Below are 13,002 nucleotides of genomic sequence, written 5' to 3' on the forward strand. Positions count from 1 at the left end.
GCGCGGCTGCTGCCCTGTTGGGCGACAAGCCGGGGTGGTGAAACTGGTAAACACAGCGGACTTAAAATCCGCCGGCGCAAGCCTTACGGGTTCAAGTCCCGTCCTCGGCACCATGTCCGCTGCGAGCCCACGGTGATCGTTCTCAATCTCTGCTGCGACAAGCAACATCTCTTTGAAGGCTGGTTTGCCAACGCCACCGCGTTTGCCGATCAGCATTCGAGGGGCCTCGTCGAGTGCCCGCAATGCGGCTCGACGCACATCGAGCGCCGTCCCACCGCCCCGTACGTCAACACCTCCACGGCACGCGGCGACACCTCGCCAGCGCAACCTCAGGTCGACCCGGCACAGGTCCTGGCCGCGCTGCGGCTGGCTGCGCGCAGCGCCGAAGACGTGGGCGAACAGTTCCCCTCTGAGGCACGTCGCATCCACTACGGCGAATCGCAAGCGCGCAGCATCCGCGGCCGCGCGAGCCAGGACGATCTCGGCGAACTGCTCGAAGAAGGCATTCTGGCGCTGCCGGTGCCCGACGAACCGCCCTTGCAGTAAGCCCCTCGCTCAGAACTGCCACGGGCCAGGAAACGGTTCCACGTAGGCCACGTGGCTCACCATGCCGTGTTCGCCCAAGCGGTGCAGCGTGATGCACGGCGGCTCCAGCACGAACGTCAGCGGCGCCCCCGGCATCAGGTCGAGCGCGATCTGGTGCGCACTGGAATTGGCCACCCGCACCGGTACGTGACCCAGCATGCCCTGGATGCTGCGATGCACGTGGCCACAGACGATGCCCTGCACCGCGCCATGCGCCTCGACCAACTCGCGCAGCTCCGCAACGCCCTCCAGCAACCCGCAGCGATCCATCTTGTCCAGCCCGGTCTCGATCGGCGGATGGTGCATGAAGATCAGCACCGGCACGCCCGGCCGCTGCGCCAGCGCCTCGGCCAGCCACGCCAGCCGTGTGGCATCCAGCGCGCCGGACGAACGCCCCGGCACCGCCGTGTCCAGCCCGATCAGACGCACGGGGTATGACTCCACCACATACGAGGCATGACCCTCGGCCTGCGCCGGCACGTAGCGCGGCAGGCAACCGCGCAGCGTGTCGGCCAGATCGTGGTTGCCCGGCACTGCGAACACCGGCATCGGCAAACGCGCCAGTGCCTGCGCCACCACGGCGTATTCCTGCGGGTCGCCATGCTCCACGATGTCGCCCGTCAGCAGCACCGCATCGGGCGCTGGCTGCATACGCAACACGGCGTCGACGGCACGCTCCAGACAGTGCGCCGGGTCGATGCGCCGGTTCAGGAAGTCCGCGTCGCGGCTGATGTGGGTATCGGTGATCTGCGCCAGCAACATGCGATTTCCTCCCGGATCGGGCCACAAAAGGGCTTGAGCGTGCGCCCCGTGCGTGACACGGGGATGACATCGACGCCATTTCAACACTTGCCGACAGGTTCACTCACAGAATCGACAGATTTCAACAAAACGTCACGCCACCGTAACGTCCTCCGCCCAGAGTTCGCTCGCCGGACGCGACATCGCCCCCGATGCCTCGCGCCCCGCTGTACCTCGCGCCTCTCCTTCATCCGCAAACAGGAAACGCACATGAGCACGAACTCTCGTACCGTATCGCGTCGCAGCTTTCTCGGCAGCGCCGCTACCCTTTCCGTCGCCGGCATGCTCGGCGGCCTTCCGCTGATCGCTTCGGGCAAGCAGCAGGTCAAGCTGCAGTTCATGTACCCGGTAGGCGTCTCGGGCGACATCAACCGCATCGTGTCCGGCATGATCGCCGGCTTCAACGCCGCCCACGCCGACATCAGCGTCGAGGCCATCTACGCCGGCACCTACGACAACACCGAGCAGAAGGTCATGACCTCGCTCGGCGTTGGTGAGCCGCCGGCCTCGTGGCTGCCGATCAACTCCGCGCTGCAGACCTTCCTGGTCATGGACGCGCTGGAAGACGTCACCGCGCTGGCCCAGGCTGACGACATCTATCAGGACTTCCTGCCCGGCTTCCTCGGCTCGTGCATTTCCGACGACAAGCTCTACGGCCTGCCCTTCCAGTGCAGCACGCCAGTGCTCTATTACAACAAGGCCGCTTTCGCCAAAGCCGGCATCCAGACCCCGCCGAAAAACTGGGCCGAGCTGATGGAGACCGCCCGCGCACTGACCGTGCGCCAGGGCAACGACGTGCAGCAGTGGGGCCTGACCATCGGTGGCGGCTGGCACGACTGGATGTTCGAGTGCTTCGTGCGCCAGAACGGCCTCGTGCCCTGGACCAAGGATCAGGTCATGTTCGAGTCGCCCGAGGCACTCGACGCGCTCGAGTTCTGGAACAAGATGGTGCAGGCCGGCGTCATGCCCGGCGCCTCCACCTGGCAAGGTTCGGCCAACGACTTCATGGCCGGCCGCACCGCCATGCTCTACCACTCCACCGGCTCGATGACCAATCTGCGCAAATCGTCGCCCTTCCCGGTCGGCGTAGCGCCGCTGCCCATCAACAAGGTGGCCGGCGCCAGCATGGGTGGCGGCCCCATCCACATCGCCAAGAACCAGCCCGACGCACACAAGCGCGCCGCCTGGGCCTTCGCGCGCTGGATGACCAACACGGCCAACCAGTCGATGTGGTGCAAGGAAACCGGCTACCTCGCAGCGCGCAAGTCGTCGTGGGAGAGCGCCGAGATGAAATCCTTCGTGGCCGAAGTGCCCGAGGCCCGCATCGCGCTCGATCAAGCCGAGTTCGCCGGCGCCTTCCTGCAGGTGCCGGGCTACCACAAGGTGCGTGAGTACCTGAAGAGCGCCATCGACCGCACGCTGGCCGGCGAGATCGCTCCGGACGCCGCGCTGCGCGAAGCCCACACCAGCTCCAACCGCGAGATCCAGCGCCTGCTGCGTCGCCGCGGCTGATGCCGACCGCCCCGGCACCGTGCGCTGCACCGGCGCCGGGGCGCCTCACCCGATCTTTTCTGCCGGACACCGATTTCATGTCCCTGCTGCAACGCGAATCCCTGCGCGACGTACCGGTCGCGGCGGCCATGCTGCTGCCGTCGCTGGTCTTTCTTGCGTTGTTCACCTACTGGCCCATCCTGCGCTCGATCTGGTTCAGCTTCCACGATGTGCTGCTGGGCTCAAACGAGATCTTCTTTCTCGGGCTGGAAAACTACATCCGCCTGCTGGGCGACGGCCTGTTCTGGAAGTCCTTCCGCAACACCGCCTTTTACACCCTGCTGACGATTCCGCTATCCATCCTGTGCGCACTGCTGCTGGCCGTGGCGCTCGACAGCAAATTGCGCGGCATGGCCTTCTACCGCTCGGCCTTTTTCTACCCGGTGATGATCCCCTCGGTGGCGGCCGGCATGGTGTGGGTCTTTCTATACGCCCCCGGCTACGGACCCATCAACAGCGCGCTCGCCACGCTCGGCCTGCCGCGCATGGAATGGCTCTACGACAGCACCTGGGCGCTGCCGGCGATCATCGTGATGAGCATCTGGAAGTACTCCGGCTACTTCATGCTGATCCTGCTCGCCGCGCTGCAACTGGTGCCGCGCGACCTGTACGAGGCAGCGCGGCTGGACGGCGTTTCGCCGCTGCGCCAGTTGCTGCACATCACCGTGCCGCTGATCTCGCCCACGCTCTACTTCGTGGTCATCATCGGCGTGCTGCACTCCTATCAAGTCTTCGACTACGTGTTCGTGATGACGCACGGCGGGCCGGCCGACGCCACCAACGTGCTGACCTTCTACATCTACCAGAACGCCTTCCAATTCCAGGACATCGGCTACGCCGCTGCGGTAGCCAACTGCCTGCTGCTGTTCATCATCGGACTCATCGCGCTGGTGGCCTTCACCTTCGGCCGCCGCGTGCACTACCTCGGCAAGTGACCCCCATGCCCCTGCTCTCCCGCCTTCGCAAACACTGGCCACACCTCGTGCTGCTGCCTCTGGCCCTGCTGTGGGTCAGCCCGCTGCTGTGGATCGCCGTCACCTCGCTCAAGACCCGCACCGAGGTGTTCGACCCCGCCGCCGGCCTGCTGCCGGCCGTGCTGCAGTGGGCCAACTACCCGCAGGCCATGTCCATCGCGCCGTTCGACACCTACCTGCTCAACTCGGTGCTGGTCACCGGCGGCATCCTGCTGGGGCAGCTGGTGTCGCTCACGCTGGCCGCCTACGCCTTTGCGCGGCTGCGCTTCCCGGGCAAGGACTTCCTGTTCGGGCTGTTCCTGCTGCAGATCATGTTCCCGATCTACGCCACCTTCCTCACCAACTTCGTCACCATTCGCGAGCTGGGGTTGATGAACTCGCTGTGGGCGCTGATGGTGCCGTTCATCGCCAGCGGCTACGGCACCTTCATGCTGCGTCAGGCCTTCCGCCAGGTGCCCAACGATCTGGCCGACGCCGCGCGGCTGGACGGCTGCGGCCACCTCGCCACGCTGTGGCACGTGTATCTGCCGCTGGTGAAACCCACGCTGGTGGCCTTCGCCATCATCTCGGTGGTCACGCACTGGAACGACTACATGTGGCCGCTGCTGGTCACCAACAGCGAATCCGTGCGCACCCTCCCCATCGGGCTGGGCCTGCTCGCCAAGGCCGACAGCGGCGCCGACTGGACGCGCCTGATGGCGGCCACGGTGGTGGTGGTCTCGCCCCTGCTGCTGCTCTTCGTGATCTTCCAGCGCCGCTTCGTCGACAGTTTCATGCACGCCGGCCTCAAGTAAGCCGCCCGCACTCAGGAACCTCCCATGGCTCATATCGCACTGCACTCCATCCACAAGGCCTACGGCAAACAGGCCGTGGTGCACGACCTCGACCTTGAAATCCGCGACCGCGAATTCACCGTGTTGGTCGGCCCCTCCGGCTGCGGCAAGTCCACCACGCTGCGCATGATCGCCGGGCTGGAAGAGATCACCTCCGGCACGCTGCACATCGACGGGCGCGACGTCACCCACGCCCCTCCGCAGCAGCGCGACATCGCCATGGTGTTCCAGTCCTACGCGCTGTATCCGCACATGAACGTGCATCGCAACATGGCCTTCGGACTGATGAAGACCACACGCTTGTCCACAGCCGAAATCGACGCCCGCGTGCAGGAGGCGGCCGAAATCCTACGCATCACGGACTTGCTGCAGCGCAAGCCGGCGGAGCTGTCGGGCGGCCAGCGCCAGCGCGTCGCCATTGGCCGGGCGCTGGTGCGCAAGCCCAAGGTCTTCCTGTTCGACGAGCCGCTGTCCAACCTCGACGCCAAGCTGCGCCATCACATGCGCGCCGAGCTCAAGCGCCTGCACGCCGAGTTGGGCCTGACAGTCATCTACGTCACACATGATCAGGTCGAGGCCATGACGCTGGGCACGCGCATTGCCGTCATGGCCAACGGCCGGCTGCAGCAGTATGGGGCGCCGATGGAGGTCTATCGTCAGCCTGCCAACACCTTCGTCGCATCCTTCATCGGTGCGCCGGAAATGAACCTGCTGCCGTGCACCGGGCGCCCCGTTGCGGGCGGCGTGATGGCCGATGCCGAGAGCTTCGACCTGCTCCTGGCGGGCCTCTCAATGTCCCGGCTGACGCATGACTTGCTGCTCGGCCTGCGCCCCGAAGAAATCTCGGTCAGCGCCGCAGACGGCCTGCCCGCAGGCGACACCGTGACCGACGGCACGGTAGAGCGCATCGAACTGCTCGGCGCCGACGCGCTGGCCGAAATCCGTGTCGGCGCCCACCGCCTCGTGGCGCGCATCGGCACTGAGCGTCTGCCGCAGCACGGCCACCGCGTGCGCATCGGGCTCGACGCCAGCCGCGCACGCCTGTTCAACGCCACCACTGGACACCGCCACGCATGAGCAGCACCCCCGTACTGAATGCACGCCAGCAGCGCATCCTCGACAGCCTCGCCCAGGCACCGGCGCGCTCGACGCTCGATCTGGCACGCGAGCTGGAAGTGTCCGACCAGACCATTCGTCGCGACCTGCGCATGCTCGCGCAGGAAGGCTCGGTCGAAAAATTCCACGGCGGCGTGCGATTGCGCACCGACGCCAGCGAACCCCCGTTCGCCCAGCGACTGCGCACTCAGGCCGGCGCCAAGGAAGCCATCGCCCTGGCGTTCGAGCCGACCGTACCAGACGGCGCCACGCTGTTTCTCGACAACAGCAGCACGGCCTGCTTCGTCGCGCGCAGGCTGGCCCGCCGCAACGGCCTGACCATCGTCACGTTGTCGCTGGAAGCCGCCCGCATCCTCGCCGAAGGAGGTTCGGGCAACCGCATCATCGTTCCCGGCGGCGAGCTGCGCGCCAGTGACATGACCATCGTCGGGCGCAGCGCCATCGACTTTGCCGGCCGCTTTGCGCCGGACTACTTCGTGATGTCGGTGGCCGCCGTATCAGAAGGTGGCGACTGCATGGATTTCGACCTCTACGAAGCCGAGTTCAAGGCGCTGCTGATGCCGCGTGCGGCGCAAGTCGTGCTGCTCGCCGATGCAACGAAATTCGGCGGCAACGGACTGCTGCGCACCTGCGGTCTCGACGCCATCGACGTATTCGTCAGCAGCGCACCACTGCCCGCCTGGCTGCGCAGCGCCCTCGGCACCGATACGTGCATTCTCGAAGGCGAACAAGCGTGAAAGGCTCACCCGCACAACTCGTGATGTTCGACCTCGATGGCACCGTGCTCGACGGTGATTCGGAACTTGCCTGGTCGGAGTTTCTCGCCACGCACGGCTTTCTCGATGCGGCCGTACAGCAGCGTGAGCGCAGCCTGTTTGAAGCGGCCTACGGCGAGGGCACTCTGGATGCAGCGGCATTCCTGCACCTGCACCTCGCGCCGGTTCGCGCACTCAAGGAACGCCCGCGCAGCTGGTTCGAGCATTGGAACGCGCGCTTCCAGCGTGACGTGGTCGCGCAAATGATCCGCCCGGCCGCGCGCAGGCTGGTCACGGAACACATACGCTCGGGAGCACTGGTCGCCATGGTGACGGCCACCAACAGCTTCATCACCGCGCCCATCGCGCGCGAGCTGGGCATTGCGCACCTGATCGCCACCGAACTGGAGGATGCTCCGGATGGTCGTTTCACCGGCGAATGTGTGGGCACGCCGGCCTTTCAAGGCGGAAAGATCGAGCGAGTCGAGCACTGGCTAGACTCGCTCGGATGGTCTCTGAAAGACTTTGACGAGAGCCGCTTCTACAGCGACTCATGCAACGATCTGCCGCTTCTGCAGCGCGTCAGTCACCCGGTTGCAGTCACACCGGATGCGCGACTGACGGCTGAAGCACACGCCCGTGGCTGGCCGATCATCACCTTCAGCGCGGCCTGAGCCCAGCCTGCGCACTGCTCGTCAGGGCGCGACCGTGAAGCTCAGCGTCGCGGTATGGCGTACGTCCTTGTAGCGCTTGCCGTCCACCTCGGCCCAGCCGCTGGTGCGCGCACTCATGTACAGCACATACAGGCCCGGAAACGGCGTCGTCAGCGTCACGCTGCCGTCTTCGGCCGGCGTCAGCACCTTGCTCCAGCCTTCGGACGTGACCACACGCACGTGGGACGCCTTCATCGGGTTACCCATCCACATCAGCTGGAAGGTGTTGCCGCCCGGCTCGGTCGGCACCAGCTCGAAATCCAGTTCGGCGGACGTCTCATTGCGGCCGAAGCGCGACTGGTAGTACATCAGCACACCTTCAGCCTGCTCCACATGCGTACGCACGCGCACGTCCTTGCCCTCTTCCAGCCCGGTCAACAGCAGACGGTCACCATCCGCCGCAACCTCGACCTGCGCGCCACCGGAGCGCACATCGGCCTTCGCTGCATCACCGATGGCGGCCCGTTCGCCGTCCAGGCTGCCGGCATGCGCAACAGCAGAGGTCGCATCGCTGCGTTCAATCCACACATAGTCGGCCTGCGCCGAAAAGACGCACAGCGCCAGGCCGATACCGCCGAGCACGCGCGCAGACACAGCAGAAATCTCGGAAATTCGCGAATACATGAAAAAGCTTCCTCATTCGGGGAGGCCGAAGCCAGTTTCTCGGAGCCCGCTCGGGCCGAAGATACGCGGGACGGCAGCAGGCCAGCTCACGGAAAAAATCCGGGGCGATCTGCAGCAGGTCAGCATACGGAGTTGCTTACATCCGGATACGTAGTCCGGGATCATGATAACGATTCTCATTGGATTGACAACCGCAAAGAGCAAGATTCCGCGCGCGGCAGACGCACCTCGCAGGCGATCCGACGGCTCAACCGGCAGCCTTGCGCTGACCATCCTGGCGCTTGCTGCAGACCGGGCAGCCAGCGCCACAGGAAACACTGACCAGCAAGCGGTAATCACCCAGTTCGAATCCGGCGTCGCCGACGACCTGTCGCAGCACGGCATCAAGCCGCGCATCGCGCAAGGTCCGCTCCGTGCCGCATACATCGCACACCACCCGCGCCGGCGGCAGGCTGCCCGCCTCTTCATACACCCGCCGCCCGTCCTCGTAGTGACTGATGATCAGCCGCGCCTCGTCGAGCTGGCGTAACGCGGCATACACCGTCGACAACGACAGCACATCGCCACGCTCGAACAAGGCCCGCAACACGCGATCCGCCGGCATGCCTTCACGCATGCCGTCCAGGAACAGACTGAGCACCAGCAAGCGCGGCTGGGTGACGCGCACCCCGGCACGCTCCAGCGCCGCCTGTGCGTCTCGCAAGCGCGGCTCGGTGCCCTCTGCGGGACGGCGCGAACGCCCTGCTGACAACCGCCGGGTAAGCGCCCGAGACAAATGGGCGGCAGGTGATGGAACGGTCGGCGAAGCACTCATGAAGACCTCTCTACGAATTCAGTCGGCATCGGCTCCACTTGCCCGGCAGCGTGCTCGACGCGTGCAGGACAAAATCGGAGCCTTCACTGACATGTCGTTCGAGCACGCCAAAAAGAGCACACAAATACACGCTGTTACAGATCGCCAACATCCGGGCTGCAGGGGCGGCCTCCAAACGCAAAGGCCCCGCGACCGGTGACGGTCGCGGGGCCCTTGCTCATTCGGGTCAGCGCTTCAGGCGGCTTGCGCGCCGCCTACCATCAGGCAGTGCTTGCCGGAGCGCACGCAGTAATCCTGCACCCGTCGGTAGACCTCGTGGCCGATCTGCCCGATGTGGCAGATCACCAGATCCGCCGCCGCAAGGCAGGTTTCGACGGCGCCGCAATCACGCCCGTCGACCGGCGGCTGGCGCAGCGTGAAGGCCCCGCCGGAGCGCTCGACCAGATCACGCGCGGCTTCCACTTCCGGGTCGGAGGTGCCGATGCACAGCACCGATTTGCCACGCAGACCCGGCAACATGGCCGGCACGGCCAGCGTGCGTCCCGGCTGGCGCTTCTCGCGCATCAGATCCTGCACACGCGACACCAATGCATCCACACGCCGCGCCAGCCGTGCGCGACGGGGCAAACCCGGTACGGTCGCCTCGAGCGCGGCGCGCTCGTCCTCAGCAAAGGCCAGCGCAGTGCGCTGCACGACCATCTCGCCACGCATGCGCATCATTTCGGCGCGCAGGCGCTCGATCTCGGCGGCCTGCTCGGCGAGCCGCTGTGCAACGGCCGACGCCGACTGCCCGAAGGCGGCAGTCAACACAGGCCTGTCTGACGGTGCAGATTCATTGGAAAGGGTATTCATGACGGACTCCTCACACACTCGGGAACAGGGCTTCCCCGGTTTGAAGCGATTATGCATGAGAACGGTTCTCAACAAGAGCCATGCAATGATTGGATACACCCTCCTCACCCAGCCTGCTCAGGACGGGGACATGAAGCCCCGCCCAAGCGCCCCTCACTGCGCCGATTCACGCTCCGCGATGTAGCGCGCCGTCTCGGGTGAGATGCGCGCGAGGTCGATTTCGGTCTGATGCACGCTGCCGTCCAGCCCTTCGATGGTCAGCCACAGACCATCCTCGACGCGCGCGGTCGGCGCAATCTGGATCTCCACTCGCCGGTTCCACGGCGGGCCGGAGAACGACATGCCGGCGCCACGCAAGGAGCGCGGCTTGCGCACCTTGAGATAGGCCTCGCGTACCTGCGCATCGCAGCCATCGCACAGCCGCAGCTGGAAGCCCTTCATGCCCGTATCCAGCGCCGACGGCACCGGCGGCTTGCGGTCGACCTCGGCCAGCACGTAGCGCCATGGCCCCACCTGCCCGGCCACCGCATCGTCGCGCTGCACCGGGCTCGGCGGCACCTGCGCAAAAGCCCACAACATGAACAGCGGAACCGCCAGCAGGCCGGCAGCACGCAGCCCTCGCCACAGGCGCCCAGGCACGCTGCGCGAGGCGGGCACTTCCGGCACCTCGGCCGGCGTCACATTGCGCCGCGTCGTTGCACCACGCCGACCCGCAAAACGCGGCAAGGCCAGCATCACCAAGGGCACGGTGACCGCCGTCAGCGCGGCAATCCATTCGACCGGACCCACTGCCGGCCCCCAACCCAGCATGGCCAGCACCAGGGCCACGCCGAGCAAGCTCCAGCCCGTCACGCGCAAGGCAACGCGCCGGCCCTGCGGCGGCGCCGCGCCCAGCACATCCCGAGCGTGTCGATCCATGCCCAGCGCCAGCGCCACGAATGCCGCCAGACTCAAGCCAAGAAGCGCCATCGCCATCATGCTGCGCCCCCCTGCATCAACCACCAGTCGAGCGCCGCAAACACCGCCGTCCAGCCCACGATGCCGATCCAGGCACGCCACGCCGAACGCGTGGTGAACACCCACATCGCCACGGCCGCAAAGATGACGAAGCCCAGCATGGTCGCCATGCCCACAGCCTCGGCGCGTGGCAGTGGCCACAGCAAGGACACCAACACGATGGCTGCCCAGGTAAAGGCGTAAGCGCCGACCGAAGCCGCAATCACGCGCGAGAACACCGCCCAGCGATAGCGGGCGTCAGCAGACAAGGCCCTCATGCCGCCACCTCCGTCGCGCTCCAGCGGCGCTTGAGCTTGCGCAGCATGTAGAAGAAGGCTGCAGCCAGACCCAGCACGGTCAGGTCGAAGCCCGCCAGCGCCCAGTCACCGTGCGGCACGGTCACGCCGAGGTGGCGATCTGTCGTGAGAAAGTTGAGCACCGGCAGCAAGGCATACGCCGCCACCGCCAGCCACAGGATTTCGCTCCACGCCCGGCGCAGCGGCCGCAGCGAGGCATACAGAAACAGCCAGCCCCACACCGCGAACATGGCGTGGGCCTCCCACAGCGCGCGGTCCGCCATATCCAGCGGCAACAGGCGATTGGCCCAGAAATACGCTGCCACCGCGACCGGCAGGCCGGCAATGGTGCCGGCATTGAGCACTTCCACCAGGCGCAGGCCGGCGGCATCGAGCGCAGAGGTCACCTCGCCATTCTTCACATGGCGCTTGCGCCGCTTCACCGTCCAGAGCACCAGGCCGGTGCCGATCATGGCGCAGCCGAGCAGGCCCGAGCCAAAGTACAGCCAGCGCAACCACGGCCCGGCAAACAGGCCTTCGTGCAAGGCATACAGCACGTTGCGCGTCTGGCCGACAGCATGCGTATCCGGCGGCGGCGCCAGCGGTTCGCCGGTGGTGGCGTCAAAGCTCAACTGCTCGGGGTGACGGAAGTCGATCTGGCTGCCGTACAGGCGCTGCGCCGTCACGGTGGCCTGCTCGTCTTCGGGGTGCGTGATCACCAGGGCCGTGACCTGCCCGCCTCCCCAGGCCTGCTCGGCCTGCGCCACGACCTTCTCCAGAGACGCCTCCGGACGCTGCAAGGGCTCATAGCTGCGCGTGCGATCCGGCTGGAAGAACTCGTCGATGAACACCCGCACTTCCGCCTGCGAGCTGCCATACAGCGTGAACACCGCGCCCGGCATGTACTGCAGCGGGAACAGGATCAGGCCCGTATAGGTGATCATCAGAAAGAACGGCAGCGCCATCACGCTCGTCACGTTGTGCGCGTCCAGCCACGAGCGTTGCCCCTTGCCGGGGCGGAAGGTGAAGAAATCCTTGAAGATCTGCTTGTGCGTGACGATGCCCGAGAGGATGGCGATCAACATCATCATCGTGCACACCCCCACCAGCAGAATGCCCACCGTGGTCGGCATGTAGTGCAGCAGGTAGTGCATGCGGTAGAGCAACTGCCCGCCACGCGTATCGCGCGGCTCCACGGCGGCAATCGGCTCGCCGGTATCCACATCCAGCCGTTCGTTGCCGCGCCGTCCCTGATCACGGCCGAACTCGGGCATTTCCTCCCAGCGGATACCCAGCCCGCGCGTGCCGCGGGGCACCAGGGCCTCGCCCGGCATGTTGACGATCCACTCCTTCGCGCCGGGTGCCACCACGGCCAGCCGGTCGAGCGTGCGCTCCAGCATGGCGGCGCGGTCGCTCACCTCGACCTGTTCGGCGAGCGGCAGCTCGGGCTTCATCCAGCGGTCGATCTCGTCGTCGAAATACCCCGCCGTGCCCGTCACGAACACAAAAAACAGCACCCAGCCGGCCACCAGCCCCACCCAGGTGTGCAGCCAGGCCATGCACTGGCGAAAACCTTCCTTCATCAAACCCTCTCGCGGCGCATCATCCGTTCACGGAAAACAGCGCAGAGCCCAACCTGGCGCTGCGCAAGTCACGGGGCCAAGGCAGCGCCATCTCCGCAGGCGCCGCACAAGCCTCCCCTTTCACTGAACATGCCGTTCGAGATGGTCGAAAGTGTCAGGTTGATACACGTAGTTACATTCACATCGAGCGCAGGACTGCCTTCATCCGCGACGGCGAAACAAGCGATACTCCCCGCATCACCACCCATTCCGCATCCAGGGGGAAACCATGGCCGAAGGCATCGCAATCATCGTCGTCACCCTGCTGACCTACACCGGCCTGCTCGTCTATCAGAAGACCCGCCAGGGCGTTCCGTGGCAGCAGCTCTTCAAGAAGGGCGACCGCTGGTTCTTCCTGAACCTGCCCATCGCACTGATCTGCGGCCTGGCGTTTGCGCCGCATGTGGTGGATTTGCTCCGCTAAGGGCGCTGCCGGCATCACACAAAGCTACGGCCCCTGCTCCGCCACA

15 protein-coding genes and 1 tRNA gene are annotated in these 13,002 nt (G+C 66.0%); 9 read left to right on the forward strand and 7 right to left on the reverse strand.

The genetic code is table 11. The features are described from left to right. Positions 1-28 precede the first annotated feature (28 nt). Both AC6H0R_RS03260 and AC6H0R_RS03265 read left to right on the forward strand, forming a co-directional pair. A tRNA-Leu gene (locus AC6H0R_RS03260) sits at positions 29-113 on the forward strand. A gap of 19 nt (positions 114-132) precedes the next feature. Next, entirely contained in the window at positions 133-546 is a 414-nt protein-coding gene (locus AC6H0R_RS03265; protein ID WP_497579910.1) for a DUF1178 family protein, read from the forward strand. Positions 547-555: 9 nt separating this feature from the next. Here the strand turns inward: AC6H0R_RS03265 and AC6H0R_RS03270 are convergent, their stop codons facing one another. Next, the gene (locus tag AC6H0R_RS03270) at positions 556-1,347 is read right to left on the reverse strand and encodes a phosphodiesterase (protein ID WP_497579911.1); all 792 of its coding nucleotides are present in this window, start codon (positions 1,345-1,347) and stop codon (positions 556-558) included. A gap of 249 nt (positions 1,348-1,596) precedes the next feature. Between AC6H0R_RS03270 and AC6H0R_RS03275 the strand changes: the two genes are divergently transcribed. From AC6H0R_RS03275 to AC6H0R_RS03300, 6 genes are all read left to right on the forward strand, one after another. Continuing rightward, positions 1,597-2,898, forward strand: a complete 1,302-nt coding sequence (locus tag AC6H0R_RS03275) for an ABC transporter substrate-binding protein (RefSeq protein ID WP_497579912.1) — start codon at positions 1,597-1,599, stop codon at positions 2,896-2,898. A gap of 77 nt (positions 2,899-2,975) precedes the next feature. After that, positions 2,976-3,872, forward strand: a complete 897-nt coding sequence (locus tag AC6H0R_RS03280) for a carbohydrate ABC transporter permease (protein ID WP_497579913.1) — start codon at positions 2,976-2,978, stop codon at positions 3,870-3,872. Positions 3,873-3,877: 5 nt separating this feature from the next. Then, positions 3,878-4,705 carry a carbohydrate ABC transporter permease gene (locus AC6H0R_RS03285; RefSeq protein WP_497579914.1) on the forward strand — a complete coding sequence of 276 codons (828 nt, stop codon included), beginning with the start codon at positions 3,878-3,880 and terminating at the stop codon, positions 4,703-4,705. A gap of 24 nt (positions 4,706-4,729) precedes the next feature. Next, complete coding sequence (locus AC6H0R_RS03290) at positions 4,730-5,821, forward strand: ABC transporter ATP-binding protein (RefSeq protein WP_497579915.1); 1,092 nt, start codon at positions 4,730-4,732, stop codon at positions 5,819-5,821. Next, positions 5,818-6,597 carry a DeoR/GlpR family DNA-binding transcription regulator gene (locus AC6H0R_RS03295; protein ID WP_497579916.1) on the forward strand — a complete coding sequence of 260 codons (780 nt, stop codon included), beginning with the start codon at positions 5,818-5,820 and terminating at the stop codon, positions 6,595-6,597. Before AC6H0R_RS03290 ends, AC6H0R_RS03295 begins: the two co-directional genes overlap by 4 nt. Next, a complete protein-coding gene (locus AC6H0R_RS03300) occupies positions 6,594-7,289 on the forward strand; it encodes an HAD family hydrolase (RefSeq protein ID WP_497579917.1) in 696 nt (231 codons plus the stop codon). Before AC6H0R_RS03295 ends, AC6H0R_RS03300 begins: the two co-directional genes overlap by 4 nt. Positions 7,290-7,310: 21 nt before the next feature. On the opposite strand, the gene AC6H0R_RS03305 is transcribed toward AC6H0R_RS03300, so the two are convergent. The 6 genes from AC6H0R_RS03305 to AC6H0R_RS03330 all read right to left on the reverse strand — a co-directional run bounded on the left by AC6H0R_RS03305 (position 7,311) and on the right by AC6H0R_RS03330 (position 12,493). After that, on the reverse strand, positions 7,311-7,952 hold the full coding sequence (locus AC6H0R_RS03305) for a hypothetical protein (protein ID WP_497579918.1): 642 nt from the start codon (positions 7,950-7,952) through the stop codon (positions 7,311-7,313). A gap of 247 nt (positions 7,953-8,199) precedes the next feature. After that, entirely contained in the window at positions 8,200-8,655 is a 456-nt protein-coding gene (locus AC6H0R_RS03310; protein WP_497579919.1) for a Fur family transcriptional regulator, read from the reverse strand. Between the two features lie 345 nt (positions 8,656-9,000). Then, positions 9,001-9,618 carry a DUF2325 domain-containing protein gene (locus tag AC6H0R_RS03315; protein WP_497579920.1) on the reverse strand — a complete coding sequence of 206 codons (618 nt, stop codon included), beginning with the start codon at positions 9,616-9,618 and terminating at the stop codon, positions 9,001-9,003. 153 nt (positions 9,619-9,771) lie between these two features. Then, positions 9,772-10,593, reverse strand: a complete 822-nt coding sequence (locus tag AC6H0R_RS03320) for a DUF3325 domain-containing protein (RefSeq protein WP_497579921.1) — start codon at positions 10,591-10,593, stop codon at positions 9,772-9,774. Beyond that, a complete protein-coding gene (locus AC6H0R_RS03325) occupies positions 10,593-10,892 on the reverse strand; it encodes a DUF3649 domain-containing protein (RefSeq protein WP_497579922.1) in 300 nt (99 codons plus the stop codon). Before AC6H0R_RS03325 ends, AC6H0R_RS03320 begins: the two co-directional genes overlap by 1 nt. Beyond that, entirely contained in the window at positions 10,889-12,493 is a 1,605-nt protein-coding gene (locus AC6H0R_RS03330) for a PepSY-associated TM helix domain-containing protein (RefSeq protein ID WP_497579923.1), read from the reverse strand. Before AC6H0R_RS03330 ends, AC6H0R_RS03325 begins: the two co-directional genes overlap by 4 nt. 268 nt (positions 12,494-12,761) lie before the next feature. On the opposite strand from AC6H0R_RS03330, the gene AC6H0R_RS03335 reads away from it, so the two are divergent. Continuing rightward, positions 12,762-12,956 carry a hypothetical protein gene (locus AC6H0R_RS03335; RefSeq protein WP_497579924.1) on the forward strand — a complete coding sequence of 65 codons (195 nt, stop codon included), beginning with the start codon at positions 12,762-12,764 and terminating at the stop codon, positions 12,954-12,956. Positions 12,957-13,002 lie beyond the last annotated feature (46 nt).

It is taken from the genome of Pseudazoarcus sp. NS36 (genome assembly GCF_059703705.1).